This is a genomic window from Chitinophaga varians (assembly GCF_014529945.1).
Classification (GTDB): domain Bacteria; phylum Bacteroidota; class Bacteroidia; order Chitinophagales; family Chitinophagaceae; genus Chitinophaga; species Chitinophaga varians.
This window is the reverse complement of record NZ_JACVFB010000005.1, coordinates 696,453-713,196: the sequence shown is the minus strand read 5'-3', so window position 1 is coordinate 713,196 and position 16,744 is coordinate 696,453. Positions and strand designations below refer to the sequence as shown.

Here is a 16,744-nt window from a genome sequence, read left to right as displayed (position 1 = left end):
GCTCGCTTAATATCCTTTGCGACTTGGCTGCTTAGCGCCTTTGCGTGAAAAATTGATCTTCGCCCCTTTGGTTCTATGCAATCCTTTGCACTCTCTGCTCCCTTTGCCTCCTTTGCGTGAAAAAAATACTACATTTACCGCATGGATCTAACCCGTGCAATCGCTATTGCCACTGAGGCCCACCAGGGCCAGGTGGATAAATATGGTCAGCCTTACATCACCCATGTACTCCGCGTCATGCAAATGGGACGTACCAACGATGAGAAAATCGTCGGCGTACTGCATGATGTGGTGGAAGACAGCCACTGGACCTTTGAGGACCTTGCCCGTGAAGGCCTGGCGCCTCACCTGCTCGAAGCACTCCGTTGTGTCACCAAACAATCTGAAGAAGAGGACTACGAACATTTTGTAAACCGTACCCTGCAAAACCGTTTGGCCGCTACCGTTAAACTCAACGATCTGACAGACAACATGGACATCCGCCGGATGACAACCGTACAGGACAAAGATGTTCCCCGGCTGAATAAGTACCTGAACGCATACCGCAAGATAGCTGCAGCACTTATCCAGGAGAAATAATTTGAATACCTTTCCAATTAAACCATTAAATTACAGTATAAACGAAAAGCCATCAATGGAAAACGATATCCTCATTGACTTCCGGTTTATTGCCAAAGAGAAACCCCGCTTCAGCGAATTGTTCCTGATCACCGGGGAAGAGCATCCAAAGTTTCCCGCCCGGAGCCAGACTTTTGCCCAACTGGCCCCACTCGGATTTGAGCAGCTGGACGACTTTTTTGGTATCCTGAATGACGAAGAAACCGGAGACGACGTTCTGATCTGGCTTTTCCCGATGTTTAACGGCGAAGAAGTATTTCACAACAGCGGCCCTTTTGATGCCATCCGGCTTTCCTATAGCGCCCTGCGTAATGCACCCGCTAACATCAGCCTCCTGGAAACATGCTTTAACGCCATCAAAGCACTCCCCGATGTGGAAGTCCGCTTCGAAGAAGGAAAAATCACCAGCTTCGAGGCCGTACAGAAAAAGAACGATGAAATAGTAGCCCACTGGCGCGCCAACAACATCGAACCAGGCTCCGATGAAAGCCTCCTGATCGAAGAAGATGAAGACGACTGGGATGAAGATGAAGATGAAGACTGGGATGAAAGCGAAGAATGGGAAGACGATACCGACACGAAGAAAAAATAAATCAACTTATTGATAGAGAGCAGGCTTACAGCCTGCTTTTTTTATTCATATATTTTCGTACATTAGAGCATTACCTATACCACCACCACAACACACTGCCAACTGATGAATAACAAAGCCAACACTAAAGGTCCGGCTACGCTGTTAATTGTAGCCTGTTTTGTGCTGATACTGCTCATTTCCGGCATCCCGTCCGTCCGCCGGATTAGTAAAGCCACTTGCAAACCCGTTACCGGCCAGGTGCTGGAAGTCACGAAAAGTACTCCCGGCTACGTTATCCATCTCAAAGACGATCCAAGGATCTACTATATCAAACCCGCTTCTATGCCAGCGGCTACCATGACCAGTCTGGAACAACAACTGCATGGCCGCTCCGTGCAACTGTTCACCGCCTCCGCATGGTCGCCCCTCGATCCTTTCTCCAGCATGAAAGAAATCCGCCGGCTTCAGATAGGCGACAACGTTATCTTCTCCGAATACTAGTATTCAGGACAAACGACGAAAGTCAAAGCTTCGGGCGATGATGTAATCTCCGTCCATAAATAATATTTTTCCCTTTTTGATAAAGTCATGCCCGCGCCATCGCCCGATTATGGAGTAACTTATTCCCTGCCTGTCCAGGCAGGCTGCATACACCTGCAGCAACCGCACCGGCCCTGTTGCCAACAAGCCGGCGCCATGCTTCAATGCACCAATCCTGTCCTTCCCGATATACTGATCGAATGACAGCCATCCCTCCGTTTCTTCCTGATGCGCCTCCCATAAGTCCATAAATAACGCCGGCACATCAGCTGCCGCACCGTTGAAATACAACGATCCTGATTCCTCCGTGTATTCCCACAACAACGGATGATCATCATTCCAATACAATCCGTCAAAATAACGGCGGGTACAACTGCTTTTTACATACCCGTCCACCACCACTTCCCAATGCTGCGTAAAAGGGTCCACCTCTTCTGCATTAACGGTAATGGCTATAGCAATAACCGGCTTTTCCACAGTAAAATCCATTTTTTGCAATTGGAAACTATACTCATCTTCTGCATATAAATCCAGTAAATTCAATAGTTCGTCAGGTATCATCATCCCAAAAATTGTTCAGCGTAAAATTATCCAATTCCATCACACCACCGGACCTTACGCCTGATTGGATAATTTTAGCTATCTTACATTCTGTGTACCAATCAATTATGAAGAATTTTTATTATTTGGCGCTGACGATGGTGTTGTTTGCCTGCCATTCAGATAAACACAGCAGGTTTGGTAATGAAGACGAAACCCATACCGGCGCTGCCACCACTACTGCCAAAAAGAAACCTGCCAACAAAAAACTCGCAGCCGGCGTGGCTGCAGCGGTCATCGGAGAAAGAGTATCTCCCGGCACGGTTATCCGCTCCGGCCCCAAAGGAGATGTCATCGCCACTCTTGCCGACTACATACCGGTCCACTGCGCCCCGCTGAAAGACGGCTGGTACCCGGTCAGCGTAGATATTGACATCACTTCCGCAGAATACACCAAGCCCCTGTTCCGCAAAGGCCGCAAGCTGACAGTCAACGGTAAAGACGCAGGCATGCTGGAAAAAGATATACGCCTCCCGGTAGCCACCAACGGCGAAAGGATGTGGGCTAACCTCAGCGGCTATACGGAAAAGAAAAACATCCGCGGCGGCACCGTCATAGAAACAGCGCTGGTCAATTATCTCCGGGAACACAAAGATCACCGCGAAGAAGACATGCAGGCCTTTATCCACAATTTTAAACTGGAAGAAGATAAGTCGCTGCGTCCGTACACGCTGTATTTCAACTACGAAAGCGGTATCGATGATCCCAGTCCGCTGTATCGACTGGTGCTGGTTTGCCAGGGTAAACAGCTGATCGGCGTAATTCATTCCCGTCCGCTGGAACTACCGGGTACTACCACCCGCAGGCTGCAACGCAACTTTACCATCCACTACTTCAATGGCATCGAAAAAAGCCTCCAGGAAGACTTTGCAGGTAAATTCAATAAGTTTATCCTTTCCGTGGATTAATTGAGGTCATAACCAAAAGTTATGGAAGATCACTTTTGACCATTTGACTCCGGCAGCAAATGAACAGACCTTTGTGTCTGAAAAATCAATGCTGTTATGCAATTACAAAAGACCGGACATACCCACAAAGACCTTCCTTTATCCAAAGTTATTTTTATCGCCGCAGCAGCTGCCACGCTGCTGCCGGTGGTGCAACCGCCCATCGCTTTGTTGCTCGGGCTGGCGCTGGCACAAACCACCGGCAATCCCTTTGCACATATCACTCCTAAAATAACACACTGGCTGCTGCAACTTTCTGTGGTAGGGCTGGGCTTTGGCATGAACGTACATGCTGCCTTACAGGCCGGCAAAGCCGGTTTTCTGTTCACCGTGATCTCCATCGCCGGCACCCTGCTGCTGGGCCTTATCACCGGCAGGCTGCTGAAAATAGAAAAACAAACTTCCCACCTGATTGCCTGCGGAACGGCCATCTGCGGCGGCAGCGCCATCGCCGCCATTTCCCCGGTGATCAAAGCAGGAGAAAAACAGATCTCTGTGGCACTGGGCATCATATTCCTGCTCAACTCCCTCGCCCTGTTTGTATTTCCCGCGGTGGGTCACTGGTTAAACCTCTCCCAGCAACAATTTGGCATGTGGAGCGCTATTGCCATCCACGACACCAGTTCCGTAGTAGGCGCCGCCAATAAATACGGAGAAACCGCTTTACAGATAGCCACTACCGTTAAGCTCTCCCGCGCGCTCTGGATTATGCCGGTAGCTTTTGTGACCACCCTGCTTTTCCGTAACAGCAACGGTAAAATCAAAATCCCCTGGTTCATCGGTCTGTTCCTGCTGGCCATGGTGCTCAACACATGGGTGCCTGCCATCAGCACCGTAGGCCCGCTGCTGGTGCACAGCGCCAAAACCGCGCTCTCCCTGACCCTCTTCCTGATTGGCGCCGGCCTTACCCGCCAGGCTTTCCGCGGCATCGGCTGGCAGCCGCTGCTACAAGGTGTTTTACTCTGGGTATGTATCAGTGTGGGCGCCCTGATGGCCATCCTCCAACTGGTAAAATAATAAGGGGGTGATTTTCCCGGATTCAAATTGATTATTTTATGATATATTTGATACCCAAGTCAAGTGAAAAAATAACCAACAGACGACCGAGACCTCCCCGAAGATCTTATTCACCATACAACCACCAAGTCAAAGTCCTTATGAGTAAGGCGCCATCTACCAAGTCCGGGACCTATATGGCGATATTCCGGGCCATTGAGAGTACCAAACCAGCTGAAGAGCGGCTATTTCATGATCCGTACGCAGCAGCCTTTTTATCGGGCTATCATCAAACGCTGGTTTCCGGCTGTCGTATTCCCTTTTTCCGGAAACTGCTCGCCGCCTATATCCAGCTTCGATGGCCCGGCACGCACACCGCTGCCATCGCCCGCACCAAACTGATAGACGATATGGTGATACAGGCGGTCCGCGAAGAAGGAATCAATCAGGTCATCATTCTCAGCGCCACCTTCGATACCAGAGCCTATCGCCTCCACATTGATAAACCGGTCAGTTTTGTGGAAGTAGACCATCCGGACACGCAACGGTTCAAACAAACACGCCTCTGGGAACTGATCCAATCGCCGGTCGTACATCCTGATTATGTGAAACTGGATATGAACAAACAACTCCTCGCCGACGTCATCTCTCCTTATTTTCTCAACCAACGCCATTACAATAAAACACTCTTTCTCTGGGAAAATCTCTCCACACGGCTGGAAGCCCGCCACGCAGATGCTATGTTCAGCTTTATTCGCAGCTTTCCTCCCGGCACACAGGTGATCGTCACCTATCCCGACAAGGCAGTACTGGAGAACCCTAAACAATATCCGGGCTTCTCCCGGATCAACGACACCCTGCGCCGCGCCGGCGAAAACTGGGACTATGGCCTCGATCCCAGGAACATCACCGCGTTTATGCATGAACGTAATATGATCGTCCGCTATGATGGTGGCGCCGACAAGTACCGCCGGCAATACTTCGGCGAGAAAAGCAAAAAGATGAAAGGCTATGAATACTTCCGGGTGGTGAAAAGCGAACTAAAATAACCATCTCCCCGCTGGTAAATTCGGGTTATCAAACTTCCCGGTTGCAACGTATCTTTGAATAACCATTTACCGCACAACCATGCATATCCACTATTTTCAACATGTGCCTTTTGAAGGCCTGGCCAGCATTGCAGATTGGATAGCCCAAAATGGGCATACCACCAGCCATACCCGCTGGTATGATGAGGCGCCGGACGCCACCGGGCTGGAAGAGGCCGACCTGCTCATCATCGTAGGAGGCACCATGGGTGTATATGAACCCTATCCGTGGATACCAACCGAGACAAAGCTTATTCAGAAAGCAATTGACAGTGGAAAGAAAATACTTGGCATATGCCTTGGTTCACAACTGCTGGCCCATGCACTGGGTGCTAATGTATATCCGCATACACAACCTGAAATAGGTTGGTTTCCGATAGATATCACTTTTCAGGGACAGGCTGCACCACTCGAAAAAGTATTGCCTCATCGCCTGAATACTTTCCATTTCCATGGCGATACCTTCGATGTGCCCACCGGCGCTACCCGCTTCGCTGCATCGGCCGCCTGCAGCAATCAGGCTTTCATATACGGCGACCGTATCATCGGGCTGCAGTTCCATATGGAAATGAATAGCGCTGCCATATTGGAAATATTACGCTGCAATCCCGACGTTTTTCAACATAGCGCGCCTTTTGTGCAAAACCCGGAGAAAATAGAACAATACCTGCACCTGGCCAACGAAAATAATCAAACCATGTTCCGACTGCTGGATTACCTGGCCGGACTATAAAATAAAGACATCATGATCGCTGCTTACGACGTACTGATAATAGGAGGAGGACCCATCGGAATAGCCTGCGGCCTGGCCGCAAAAAGAGCAGGGCTCAGCTATGTCATCATCGAAAAAGGTTGCCTTGTCAACTCGCTCTATAACTACCCCCTGTACATGACCTTCTTCTCTACGTCAGAGAGACTGGAGATAGGTGGTATTCCTTTTGTGTCCATCAATCCCAAGCCATCACGGCCGGAAGCACTGGAATACTATCGCCGTGTGGCCACTTCTGAAGCGCTTAATATCAATCTGTTTGAAGAAGTGAGGGAGCTGCAGCCCAATGGCAGCGAGTATTTCATCACCACCACCAAAATGGCCTATCATGCCCGGCACGTGATCATCGCTACCGGCTTCTATGATATCCCCAATATGCTGGACGTACCCGGTGAACATCTTCCTAAAGTCACCCACTACTATAAAGACCCGCATTACTATGCTACCCGTAAAGTAGTGGTGGTAGGCGCTCACAACTCTGCGGTAGACGCAGCGCTGGAAACCTATCGCAAAGGCGCACAGGTAACGATGGTGGTCCGTGAAGATGAGATCGGTAAAAGAGTAAAATATTGGGTGAAACCGGATATTGAAAACAGGATCAAGGAAGGATCTATCAAAGCCTACTTCCATTCTACCATCAAAAGCATCGAAGAACAAACGGTGACGATCAACACACCGGAAGGGGAAGTCTCCATTGCAAACGACTTCGTTATAGCCATGACCGGCTACCAGCCTGATTTTACACTATTACAGAAAGCAGGCGTACAGCTCTCCGATGATCGCAAAAAACTGCCCGTGTACAATCCGTTGACTATGGAAACCAATATGCCGCATATTTATCTGGCCGGCGTCGTTTGCGGTGGCATGGACACGCACGTGTGGTTTATCGAAAACTCACGTGAACATGCAGATAAGATCATACAATCGATTAAAAAATAGGAATGACGAATGACGAATTGAGGGCAGTTTTATGGTCAGGTTACTTAATAAACTCTCCCAATAAACAGCCCTCAATTCGTCATTCGTCATTCCTAATTCGTCATTAAACGATGTTTACTTCCCGTTCCAGCTCCACGTCAAATTTCTCTTTCACACTATCCACCACCCGCTGCGACAGGGCATAGATCTCACTGCCTTTTGCATGTCCGTAGTTGACCAGCACCAGTGCCTGTTTGGCATGTACGCCGGCATCCCCTTCGCGATAACCTTTCCAGCCACACTGCTCTATCAGCCAGCCTGCGGCCAGTTTGAAATGCCCGTCGGCCAACGGATACGCCACGATCTGCGGAAACGCCGCTTTCAGCGTCTCGTATTTAGCCGCATCTACAGACGGGTTCTTGAAGAAGCTACCCGCATTGCCGATTTTAGCCGGGTCCGGCAGCTTGGAAGAGCGGATATTGATTACCGCCTGGCTGATCGCCTGTATAGACAGCTCTTTTACACCCATACGCTCCAGCTCCTCATTGATGGCGCCGTAGCTGGTATTAAAACGAGGTGTTTTATTGAGCCGGTAAGTAACACTCAGAATAGCAAACTGATGACGGTATTGTTTTTTGAAGACGCTCTCGCGGTACCCGAATGCGCAGTCATTGTTAGTAAAAGTAACGACCCTGCGGTCTTCCAGATGCAGCGCTTCCAGTGAGTGGAAAGTGTCTTTTATTTCCACACCGTAAGCCCCGATGTTCTGCATGGGACTGGCACCCACATTGCCTGGTATCAGCGACAGATTTTCCAGACCGGCCATATCAGCGGCCAGACAGTATTGTACAAAGCCATGCCAGTTTTCGCCGGCGCCGGCTTTCACATATACGTGGTCGTTATCCTCATCCACCACCTTCATGCCTTTGATTTCATTTTTGAGCATCAGCCCATCGAAATCCTTCGTAAACAGGATATTGCTGCCACCGCCGAGGATCATCCGGGGCAAATCCTTTACCCGAGGCTCATCCAGCAAGGCCTGCAGCGCAACTTCACTATCGAAGGAAGCGAAATAACGGCTCGTTGCCGGGATGCCAAATGTATTATAGGATTGTAGCAACACATTTTCTGATACCATAATAGCTTAACTTTATATGGAAGCAAATATATCAGAAATTGTATGAAAACAGCCATCGTTATCGGAGCAACAGGCCTTACCGGTACTCATCTGGTAGCCGCGCTGTTACAGGACAACTACTTCAGCAAAGTGAAAGTGCTGGTACGGCAGCCCTGGGCACATCAGCATCCGGGACTGGAAAGCATCATCGTTGACTTCAATGACGAACCAGCCCTGACAGCAGCCATTGAAGGAGACGTGTTTTTTTCCTGTATCGGCACTACCATCAAAAAAGCCGGTACACAGGAAAACTTCCGCGCAGTGGATTACGGCATCACGGCCAGATGTGCCGCCATCGCCCGCCGCAAGGACATACCACAGTTCCTGATGATCTCTTCCATCGGCGCCAATCCCAAATCCTCCAATTTCTACCTGCGCACCAAAGGTCAGACCGAAGAAGCCATATTGGCCATGGGCTTCGTAGGCACCTATATTTTCCGGCCCTCTTTTCTCATCGGTGAGCGAAAAGAATTCCGTTTCGGAGAATGGCTGGGCAAGTATCTTATCCAGTTGTTCTATTTCCTGTTACAGGGACGCTGGAAGAAATACCGGGGCATCAAAGCCGCTACCGTGGCCCATGCCATGGCAAGAGTCGCCAAACAGTTTGACCCGGGGATACATATCTTTGAGTCCGATGCCATACAAAATTTAGGAATTTAGATACCTTCGCTATCATGAAACGACTTATATTCTTTCTCTCCGTTATATGCATCACCAGCTTGCCATTGTTAACATCCGCCCAGATTAACAACTACTATCCTGATACCTGGAAAGACAATGCACAGCCGGAAACAGTCACCCTTACCGGCGCAGCAGCGGAAGCACCTTACTATATCACCCGCTATAAGATAGCGCGCGACTTCAATATCACCAGCCGTGATAAAGCGGAAGCCATCACACATTATAAAACAGTTTACAAAAGAATACACATCAATACCACCGCCGCTGCCGACAGCCTTACCCAGCTGGCGCTGACGCTGGAAAACGGCGAATTGCTGCGTGGCTTCCGTATCCGGTCGCTTCTCCCCGACGGAAAAATCATCAACCTGACAGATCAGACCAGATCGCTCAAACTCAATGATGGCCGCACAGCCGTGGTAGTCAACAATATTCAGGTGCAGTCCGGCGGCGAACTGGAATATGAACTCAGTCTCAAAGAAATGTTCGACTACGCCGGCGCAGATTATCTCCAGTCGGGCATCGCCAGCGGACAGACACAGTTTATGCTGGTAGCGCCCCGCAACCTGCAATTCAACTTTCACGCAGCCAACGGCGTACCGGGCGTTACTGACAGCGTAGCCGGCAACAACTACTACCATCAAGTAGCCCTGCATCAGGTGCCTGCCTTGAGAAACAACGATTTCTATTATTTCCTGCCGCAGCTGCAACGCATTGATTTCGCGCTGAGCTCCGCCGTGGAAGGCAGGGATACTACCCGCCTTTCCTGGCAACAGTTCGGGCAGGACCTCTATATTCCGTATGTGTCTGTCAGCAAAAACGAACAGCGGCAACTGGAAAAGGAACTGGACCGCTGGCCTTTTCTGAAATACCGCGTTCCGGTTCCGCAATTGATTTACCTGGTAGAACAACACATTAAAACAAACTATAGCCTTCGGCCTGCCAGCGATTTCTTTGAAGCTCAGGACCTGAGCACCATCATCCGCACCAAACAAACGGACAGGAATGGTATGGTAAAACTGATGATGGCCGCATATTACACCCTGAATATCCCTGTACAGCTGCTGGCTACCGCTTCGCGGGATACCATCCCTTTACAGAAAGATCTGGTGAACCGCGCCGCAGCTAACAATATCCTGCTGTATTTCCCCTCTCAGCAACAGGCGCTGGCTCCTACGGAGATGAATACACGTTATCCATGTTACCCGCCCATCTGGAGCAATACGCTCGCGCTGCGCTGCCGCGATACCCTCGTAGGTGCGGAAAGTAAGGTGCTCACTGATTTCATCATGACACCACAGCCACAGTATACCTTTAGCAACAGCACGCTGGAAGCCAGTCTGAGTTCCATAAGTCATCCTGTCTGGAAGGTAACACAGTCCTTCGGCGGCTACGGCGGCAGCAATGCTAAAAACGCCTTCATACAAGCCACCACCACAGAAGAACGCAACAATATCTTCAACGCCCTGCTGCCTTTCATTCCCGGCGCCCGCACCGTAGTGTCTGTTGAAGCGCAGAATGAAAAATTCACCAACGCCCCGCTCGACAAGCCCGTGGTGGTGAACAGCACGTTGGAAACACCGGGTCTCATCGTACAGGACGGCAATCATTACCTGCTGAGCATCGGGCCGTTATTAGCCGGCGTGCAAAACTATAAATACCAGCTTCCGGAGGGCGACAAGCCGGTGCAACTGGCATTCCCCTATTATCAGGAGAAACGCATACACATCGATCTGCCGGCAGGATATACCCTGGCAGACAAAGCCGCCTTCACGGCAGACATCACCCATAACAATGTGCTGGGACTTAAAATGAGATGTGAAGAAGAAAATAGCCGGCTGCACATCTTTATTATCGAATGGTACAGCCAGAGCGAGTTAAAAGGGGAAGACAAAAAAACACTGGGAAATATTCTCGACCGGTTCAGAAAATTACAACTGCAACAGCTGACACTGGTGAAGAAACAATAGTTATACACAATCTACGTCCGGCACAATTACCACGGAGCGGAAACGTTTCTCTGCCAGCAACTGCACGAAGAACTCACGCAGCACCTGTTTTACGTGAGCGATCACTCTACCGTCACGCGGCAGTTTAATCAGCATTTCCTGCAGGTAGTTGTTCCGGACCCTTGCCACCAGCGGCGCTGCCGGTCCTACCAGTTGCGCACCGATATGCGGTTGCAGCCAGCTGGCCAGGATCTGCGCGGCCTGCTCCACTACCTGCTGGTTCTTATGCCGCAACGTCAGCTTCAGCACACGGAAAAACGGCGGATAGCCAAACTGCTGCCGCTCCGCTATTTCGGCTTCATACATGCTTTTATAATCGTGCTCTTTTACAAAGTGCAGGATAGGATGACGGGTATTGCTGGCTTGTATCAACACTTTACCCATGCCGTGTTTACGGCCGGCACGGCCACTCACCTGCTCCATCAGCTGAAACGCCCGCTCATTTACCCTGAAATCGGGATAGCTCAACAAACTGTCGGCACTGAGGATGCCTACGAGGTTTACATTATCGAAGTCCAGCCCTTTTACCACCATCTGCGTGCCCACCAAAATATCGATCTCCTGCTCTTCCAGTAGACGGATCATTTTGTTGTGACTGTCCTTGTTGCGGATAGAATCCACGTCCATACGTGCAATACGCGCTTCAGGGAACAGCTGTTGCAGGTCGTCTTCTATTTTTTCGGTACCAAAACTTTTCGGAATAAGTGACTGGGAGCCGCAGGCCTCACAGGTATACACGTAAGGATAACGGGTGCCGCAATAGTGGCAATGCAGTTTATCCTGGTTACGGTGATAGGTCAGTGATACGTCACATTGTTTGCAATGCGGTATCCAGCCACAGGTAGTACACAGCAGGAAGGGTGCATATCCGCGCCGGTTCTGAAAAAGGATCACCTGTTTTTTCTCTGTGAGGCTTTGGGTGATGGCTGTTTTCAATGCCTGCGTGAAATTACCGTCCATGGTTTTTTCGGCCATCTCCTGTTTGATGTCCACCACTTCGATGGCAGGCATCTGTATACCACCGAAACGCTCATTGAGCTCTACCAGCCCATATTTGCCCTGCTGTGCGTTGTAATAGGATTCCAGTGCCGGTGTGGCGGAACCCAGCAGCACTTTGGCTTTAAAGAGGCTGGCATAATAGATGGCTGCATCCCGCGCATGATAACGCGGTGCAGGGTCCTGCTGTTTATAGGAAGCGTCGTGTTCTTCATCGAGGATGATCAGGCCCAGGTCGCGGAAGGGCAGCAACAGGCTGGAACGGGCGCCCAGCACAATCTGTACGTCGCCGTTTTTGACTTTGTTCCATATCTCCACCCGTTCGTTGTTGCTGAAGCGGGAGTGATAGATGGCGATGCTGCTGCCGAAATGTTTCTGCAGCCGGGTGATGATCTGCGCGGTGAGCGCTATTTCGGGCAACAGATACAGCACCTGCCGGCCGGAGGCCAGGCACTCTTCCATCATCTTCACGTATATCTGTGTTTTGCCACTGGAGGTAACACCATGCAACAGGGTTACCTGTTTATCTTCAAAATGACGGCGGATAGCGTGTAAGGCCACTTCCTGTGAAGGACTCAGGCTAAAGTCGATCTGCGCATCTACTTTACCGGTGCGGATCCTGTCGACGGTCCTTTTTTCTATCCAGAGGATATTTTTATCGACCAGGCCTTTCAATTGAGCTGTGGTAGCCCCTGACTTCTTCAGCAGGTCGTTTTGTTTTACATTTCCTTCTGTTTTCTGCAGATGCAGATAAGCCAGCAAAAGCTCCATCTGTTTGGGCGCGCGGCCCATATCATTGAAGAGCGCTGCCAGCTGTTCTTCATCGTGGTAGTCTGTATGCAGCTGTACGAAGTTTTCTTTTTTCTCCCGATAAACTTCTTTCAGTTCTTCATAGATCAGACATACTTTTTTCTCGATCAGTTTTTTGATGACCGAATATACTTCCGACTTATCGAGGATTAATTGTACTTCTTCGATGCGCAGTTCTTTCCGGATATGCAGCGCTTCCGCGATGAGATATTCATCATCATCGAGCGCGGTAAAATCGTCGCCGTAAGCATCATTATATAACAACAGTGTTTCGCTGGAAAGCTTCAGGTGTGCAGGAAGCGCCGCGTTGAGCACTTCTCCTTCGCTACACATATAATAGCTGCCGATCCATGACCAGAAGGCTAACTGTGTAGGATATACGACAGGATCTTTATCCAGCATATCCAGCAGCGACTTGGTTTTATAGGCAGGCGCCTGCTCATGCACCGCTTTCACGATGCCTGCATATTTTTTTTGTTTTCCCAGCTGTACTGCCACACGACTTCCCGGCTGTAAAGCATGTTCCATGCTTTCAGGGACTGAATAAGTGTAATTTTTGGGAAGGGCCAGCGGCAGTATTACATCAGCGTACTTCATCCTACGGGTTGCAATGTTGGATAATGACGGTATTTCCGGAGCTCCCTGTCCATGATTTCATAGGTCTGTTGTTTCAGCGTGTTGATATCATCGAGGGTAAGCCCTGCCACCGGAATGGCTGGCAGAAACACCACACGGCATTTGCCGGGGTTCAGGTGCATAGGGCCGGTATGAGGTAACCGGTCTCCGGCATCAACATATAACACAGGTTTGATAGGAATCTGCATTTCAATGGCCATCCGGAAGGCGCCGTTGTGGAACGGACGCAGCGGCTCATTGGACTCATTGGTCGTTCCTTCAGGGAACACCAGGATGGAAATGCCGGCCTTGAGGGCGCTCATCATTTCCCTTACGCTCCGTGCGCGGGCCGATGCGTTGGACCGGTCAACTGACACCACAGAGTTTTTGTAAATAAATCCGAAGGCCGGGATTTTGGCCATTTCCACTTTCCCCAGCGGGCGGAACGGCAAACGCATCACTTTTACCGCGATGGCCGCGTCCAGATAGGAACGGTGATTAACCACATAGATACAAGGTTCTTTATCTTTCTCCTTCTCACAATCATATTTACGGGTAACCCGCATGCCTACCGCCGGAAACCACACATGGGCCCAGAAACGGAGAAAATAAAAGATGATATTTCCACCCTTTTCCTTCCCCAGCAAAGACGCCAGAAAAATTGGCGGCAGGATCAGGAACATGATGGACAGGAAAACGATAGCGGCGTACACAACATAGATTACACGCAACGGTTTCAGTAGAAAATTCATAAACGCCTTGTAGAAATGTGAATGATGGCGGAAAACTACGACTTTTTTCTCGCAAAGGGGTTATTTCTCGCAAAGGCGCAAAGCAACCAAGGCGCCAAGAACCACCTGATCATAAAATAAAAAAATAAAATACTTTGCGCCTTTGCTGCTTTGCTCCTTTGCGTGCACTACTCGCAGGAGCAGGTCCAGTCTTTTTCCAGATCAATACAGGTGATCACTTTCGCGTGCTGTTGGTCGCAGGGGGCAAATACAATACGGAGGTGCTGCCCTTCGTGGGAATAGCCTTCCAGGGCATAGGTAGGGCATGGCTGGTCGTTCGGATTGGATTTTTCCGGATTGATCATACCGGTGGACAGGATTTCCTGCACTTCTTCTTTAGTCACATGACGGCAGTCCATCCGACAAATGGCATGTTTGGTATATTCCAGCCGTGCCTGACGGTTGAGCGCTCCTTCAGATACATGGGCGGACATCCTGCCGGAAGGTGTTACGACGGGCTTGTCCGTAATAGGCGCAGAAGCTTTTTTATCGCTCCCTTTCCACCATTCCTGATGCCAGCCGGCCAATAATAATAATCCCAGTAAAATAACGGGCAGATACTTTTGCAATGATCTCATATACGATTAAACAGGACTCACCTTTTTAAGAAAAGCGGCCCTAAATTACTTAATAATTACTTACCAAACTATGACATAAAAAGTTCCTACCTTTGCCCTCCTTTATGGAACAGGTTAAAACAGTAGCATTTCATACACTCGGCTGTAAGCTGAATTTTTCAGAGACCTCCACTTTGAGCAGGTTGCTGGAACAGGATGGGTTTGTAAAGACAGATTTTGAGAATACGGCAGATGTGTATGTCATCAACACCTGCTCTGTAACGGATAATGCCGATAAGGAATGCCGGCAACTGGTACGTCGTATCCAGCGCCGCGCTCCGGAAAGCATGGTGGTGATCACCGGCTGCTATGCCCAGCTCAAACCACAGGAAATCGCTTCTATCGAAGGGGTGGACCTGGTACTGGGCGCCGCCGAAAAATTCAATATTACCGAGCACCTGAAAACGCTCACCAAAGGCAACAGCGCTAAAATCTGCTCCTGCGACATTGAAGATGTCAACACTTTTCACGCCTCCTACTCCGTGAACGACCGTACCCGTACCTTCCTGAAAGTACAGGACGGCTGCGACTACAGCTGCACTTTCTGTACCATCCCCATGGCCAGAGGCAAAAGCCGCAGCGATAGTGTTACCAGCGTAGTGGAAAATGCTGTTCAGCTGGCAGCCAACGGCGTAAAGGAAATCGTCCTCACCGGCGTTAACCTTGGCGACTTCGGCAAAGGCCTCACCGGCGGCAAAAAAAGAGAAGAATCATTTTTTGAACTGATACAGGAGCTGGACAAAGTGGAAGGTATCGAACGTTACCGCATCTCCTCCATTGAACCTAACCTGCTCAGCAATGAGATCATCGAATTCGTGGCCAACAGCCAACGGTTCATGCCTCATTTCCATATACCGCTCCAGAGCGGCAACAACGAAATACTGGGCCTCATGCGCCGCCGCTACCGCCGCGAACTGTACGCGGAAAAAGTAGCGCTCATCAAACAGTTGATGCCACACTGCGCTATCGGCGTGGACGTGATCGTTGGTTTCCCCTCTGAAAGCGATGCTCATTTCCAGGACACCTACGATTTCCTCCACGATCTCGACGTGTCTTATCTGCACGTATTCACTTACTCCGAAAGGGCCAATACCCCCGCACTCGACATCAGCCCTGTAGTGCCGGTCAACATTCGCCATGAACGCAATAAACAACTGCGTAACCTCAGCCACAAAAAACAACAGTACTTCCAGGAACAACACCTGGACCAAACCCGCAAAGTACTGTTTGAAAGTCACGGCAAAGACGGCATGATGGAAGGCTATACCGACAACTACATCCGCGTCACTACCCACTTCCGCGAGGAATGGGTCAATCAGCTGGTGGACTGGGAACTGCGCTAGTCTTCAACGGCGCAATTATTTCGGGAAACCCGGATCAGCCTTTATTTCATCGATCTGTTTGATATGCCTCATCGTATGGGCAGCGTTAAACAGCAATAACTGGTACGCATCTACGTAGCCTAATTCGGGATCATTGTAAATATGCGCCCGCAGCATGTCTTTGGTATTGGACACATAATCTATCACCTGGTCTCTTTGTGCCACAAAAGCATTGATGGCATCTGCAGGAGATGCATAGTTGTGTTTAGGCATCCCAAATGGCGGTGTTTTCTGTTTCTGGCTACGGTCTTCCACCATCTTGATCAACTGCTCGTCTGTATATTTCAGGTTTTTCTTTTTCTCCGGATCAGGCGTTTCTGCTACCAGTTTTTTCTCTGCGTCTGTCATGGCCTTTTCAATGATAGTAAGATGTTCCACACAATCAATGATAGACCAGCGATCGGGCGCCGGCCTGTATTCCAGCTGGGCATCGGTAAGCCCTGCCACCGCTTTCAGCAAATCACTCTTGGAGTCTTTCAGCCGGGTAATCAACTGCGCTTTGGTTTCATCATCCTTTGTAAAGCGCAACGGAAGGGCAATAAAGCTGGAAAACAGTACTACGGCCAAAGATAAAATCACTTTTTTCATGGCAGTAAAGTTTAAGTGGAAAAATGGGGTC

17 protein-coding genes are annotated in these 16,744 nt (G+C 49.8%); 11 read left to right on the top strand and 6 right to left on the bottom strand.

Going from position 1 to position 16,744, the window contains the following annotated elements; translation table 11 throughout:
• Positions 1 to 141: 141 nt before the first annotated feature.
• The 3 genes from ICL55_RS26410 (at position 142) to ICL55_RS26400 (ending at position 1,693) form a co-directional block, all read left to right on the top strand.
• Complete coding sequence (locus tag ICL55_RS26410; RefSeq protein WP_188103150.1) at positions 142 to 579, top strand: phosphohydrolase; 438 nt, start codon at positions 142 to 144, stop codon at positions 577 to 579.
• 55 nt (positions 580 to 634) lie between these two features.
• A complete protein-coding gene (locus ICL55_RS26405) occupies positions 635 to 1,210 on the top strand; it encodes a hypothetical protein (protein WP_188103148.1) in 576 nt (191 codons plus the stop codon).
• 105 nt (positions 1,211 to 1,315) lie between these two features.
• On the top strand, positions 1,316 to 1,693 hold the full coding sequence (locus tag ICL55_RS26400) for a hypothetical protein (RefSeq protein ID WP_188103146.1): 378 nt from the start codon (positions 1,316 to 1,318) through the stop codon (positions 1,691 to 1,693).
• 3 nt (positions 1,694 to 1,696) lie between these two features.
• Here ICL55_RS26400 and ICL55_RS26395 read toward each other — a convergent pair whose 3' ends face one another.
• Positions 1,697 to 2,221 carry a hypothetical protein gene (locus ICL55_RS26395; protein WP_188103144.1) on the bottom strand — a complete coding sequence of 175 codons (525 nt, stop codon included), beginning with the start codon at positions 2,219 to 2,221 and terminating at the stop codon, positions 1,697 to 1,699.
• A 179-nt stretch (positions 2,222 to 2,400) separates the two neighbouring features.
• Here ICL55_RS26395 and ICL55_RS26390 point away from each other — a divergent pair, with 179 nt between their 5' ends.
• The 5 genes from ICL55_RS26390 (at position 2,401) to ICL55_RS26370 (ending at position 7,071) form a co-directional block, all read left to right on the top strand.
• Complete coding sequence (locus ICL55_RS26390) at positions 2,401 to 3,240, top strand: hypothetical protein (RefSeq protein WP_188103142.1); 840 nt, start codon at positions 2,401 to 2,403, stop codon at positions 3,238 to 3,240.
• A gap of 96 nt (positions 3,241 to 3,336) precedes the next feature.
• Positions 3,337 to 4,296 carry a YeiH family protein gene (locus tag ICL55_RS26385; protein ID WP_188103140.1) on the top strand — a complete coding sequence of 320 codons (960 nt, stop codon included), beginning with the start codon at positions 3,337 to 3,339 and terminating at the stop codon, positions 4,294 to 4,296.
• A gap of 140 nt (positions 4,297 to 4,436) precedes the next feature.
• Positions 4,437 to 5,324 (top strand): class I SAM-dependent methyltransferase, encoded by an 888-nt coding sequence (locus ICL55_RS26380; RefSeq protein WP_188103138.1) that lies wholly within the window; start codon positions 4,437 to 4,439, stop codon positions 5,322 to 5,324.
• 79 nt (positions 5,325 to 5,403) lie between these two features.
• The gene (locus ICL55_RS26375; RefSeq protein ID WP_188103136.1) at positions 5,404 to 6,096 is read left to right on the top strand and encodes a type 1 glutamine amidotransferase; all 693 of its coding nucleotides are present in this window, start codon (positions 5,404 to 5,406) and stop codon (positions 6,094 to 6,096) included.
• Between the two features lie 12 nt (positions 6,097 to 6,108).
• Positions 6,109 to 7,071 carry a YpdA family putative bacillithiol disulfide reductase gene (locus ICL55_RS26370; RefSeq protein WP_188103134.1) on the top strand — a complete coding sequence of 321 codons (963 nt, stop codon included), beginning with the start codon at positions 6,109 to 6,111 and terminating at the stop codon, positions 7,069 to 7,071.
• 103 nt (positions 7,072 to 7,174) lie between these two features.
• On the opposite strand, the gene murB is transcribed toward ICL55_RS26370, so the two are convergent.
• Positions 7,175 to 8,188: a UDP-N-acetylmuramate dehydrogenase gene (gene murB, locus ICL55_RS26365; RefSeq protein WP_188103132.1), complete on the bottom strand. Its 1,014-nt coding sequence runs from the start codon at positions 8,186 to 8,188 to the stop codon at positions 7,175 to 7,177.
• 42 nt (positions 8,189 to 8,230) lie between these two features.
• On the opposite strand from murB, the gene ICL55_RS26360 reads away from it, so the two are divergent.
• A complete protein-coding gene (locus ICL55_RS26360) occupies positions 8,231 to 8,887 on the top strand; it encodes an oxidoreductase (RefSeq protein ID WP_188103130.1) in 657 nt (218 codons plus the stop codon).
• Between the two features lie 14 nt (positions 8,888 to 8,901).
• On the top strand, positions 8,902 to 10,875 hold the full coding sequence (locus ICL55_RS26355; RefSeq protein WP_188103128.1) for a hypothetical protein: 1,974 nt from the start codon (positions 8,902 to 8,904) through the stop codon (positions 10,873 to 10,875).
• Here the strand turns inward: ICL55_RS26355 and priA are convergent, their stop codons facing one another.
• The 3 genes from priA to ICL55_RS26340 form a co-directional block, all read right to left on the bottom strand.
• Positions 10,876 to 13,317: a replication restart helicase PriA gene (priA, locus tag ICL55_RS26350; RefSeq protein ID WP_188103126.1), complete on the bottom strand. Its 2,442-nt coding sequence runs from the start codon at positions 13,315 to 13,317 to the stop codon at positions 10,876 to 10,878. It abuts the gene before it with no gap.
• Positions 13,314 to 14,087 (bottom strand): lysophospholipid acyltransferase family protein, encoded by a 774-nt coding sequence (locus tag ICL55_RS26345; protein WP_188103123.1) that lies wholly within the window; start codon positions 14,085 to 14,087, stop codon positions 13,314 to 13,316. Before ICL55_RS26345 ends, priA begins: the two co-directional genes overlap by 4 nt.
• 167 nt (positions 14,088 to 14,254) lie before the next feature.
• A complete protein-coding gene (locus tag ICL55_RS26340) occupies positions 14,255 to 14,704 on the bottom strand; it encodes a DUF4258 domain-containing protein (protein ID WP_188103122.1) in 450 nt (149 codons plus the stop codon).
• Positions 14,705 to 14,808: 104 nt separating this feature from the next.
• On the opposite strand from ICL55_RS26340, the gene mtaB reads away from it, so the two are divergent.
• Positions 14,809 to 16,086, top strand: a complete 1,278-nt coding sequence (gene mtaB / locus ICL55_RS26335; RefSeq protein ID WP_188103120.1) for a tRNA (N(6)-L-threonylcarbamoyladenosine(37)-C(2))-methylthiotransferase MtaB — start codon at positions 14,809 to 14,811, stop codon at positions 16,084 to 16,086.
• A 15-nt stretch (positions 16,087 to 16,101) separates the two neighbouring features.
• Here mtaB and ICL55_RS26330 read toward each other — a convergent pair whose 3' ends face one another.
• Positions 16,102 to 16,713, bottom strand: coding sequence for a DinB family protein (locus ICL55_RS26330; RefSeq protein ID WP_188103118.1), 612 nt, complete (start codon positions 16,711 to 16,713; stop codon positions 16,102 to 16,104).
• Positions 16,714 to 16,744 lie beyond the last annotated feature (31 nt).

Bases quoted from the DNA above. Each gene is read 5' to 3' on its own strand.
- ICL55_RS26355 (WP_188103128.1), top strand. From the start codon at position 8,902: ATGAAACGACTTATATTCTTTCTCTCCGTTATATGCATCACCAGCTTG.
- ICL55_RS26385 (WP_188103140.1), top strand. From the start codon at position 3,337: ATGCAATTACAAAAGACCGGACATACCCACAAAGACCTTCCTTTATCC.
- ICL55_RS26380 (WP_188103138.1), top strand. From the start codon at position 4,437: ATGAGTAAGGCGCCATCTACCAAGTCCGGGACCTATATGGCGATATTC.
- mtaB (WP_188103120.1), top strand. From the start codon at position 14,809: ATGGAACAGGTTAAAACAGTAGCATTTCATACACTCGGCTGTAAGCTG.
- ICL55_RS26395 (WP_188103144.1), bottom strand. From the start codon at position 2,221: ATGGATTTTACTGTGGAAAAGCCGGTTATTGCTATAGCCATTACCGTT.
- ICL55_RS26340 (WP_188103122.1), bottom strand. From the start codon at position 14,704: ATGAGATCATTGCAAAAGTATCTGCCCGTTATTTTACTGGGATTATTA.
- ICL55_RS26405 (WP_188103148.1), top strand. From the start codon at position 635: ATGGAAAACGATATCCTCATTGACTTCCGGTTTATTGCCAAAGAGAAA.
- ICL55_RS26410 (WP_188103150.1), top strand. From the start codon at position 142: ATGGATCTAACCCGTGCAATCGCTATTGCCACTGAGGCCCACCAGGGC.
- ICL55_RS26400 (WP_188103146.1), top strand. From the start codon at position 1,316: ATGAATAACAAAGCCAACACTAAAGGTCCGGCTACGCTGTTAATTGTA.
- ICL55_RS26345 (WP_188103123.1), bottom strand. From the start codon at position 14,087: ATGAATTTTCTACTGAAACCGTTGCGTGTAATCTATGTTGTGTACGCC.
- murB (WP_188103132.1), bottom strand. From the start codon at position 8,188: ATGGTATCAGAAAATGTGTTGCTACAATCCTATAATACATTTGGCATC.
- ICL55_RS26375 (WP_188103136.1), top strand. From the start codon at position 5,404: ATGCATATCCACTATTTTCAACATGTGCCTTTTGAAGGCCTGGCCAGC.
- ICL55_RS26390 (WP_188103142.1), top strand. From the start codon at position 2,401: ATGAAGAATTTTTATTATTTGGCGCTGACGATGGTGTTGTTTGCCTGC.
- priA (WP_188103126.1), bottom strand. From the start codon at position 13,317: ATGAAGTACGCTGATGTAATACTGCCGCTGGCCCTTCCCAAAAATTAC.
- ICL55_RS26360 (WP_188103130.1), top strand. From the start codon at position 8,231: ATGAAAACAGCCATCGTTATCGGAGCAACAGGCCTTACCGGTACTCAT.
- ICL55_RS26330 (WP_188103118.1), bottom strand. From the start codon at position 16,713: ATGAAAAAAGTGATTTTATCTTTGGCCGTAGTACTGTTTTCCAGCTTT.
- ICL55_RS26370 (WP_188103134.1), top strand. From the start codon at position 6,109: ATGATCGCTGCTTACGACGTACTGATAATAGGAGGAGGACCCATCGGA.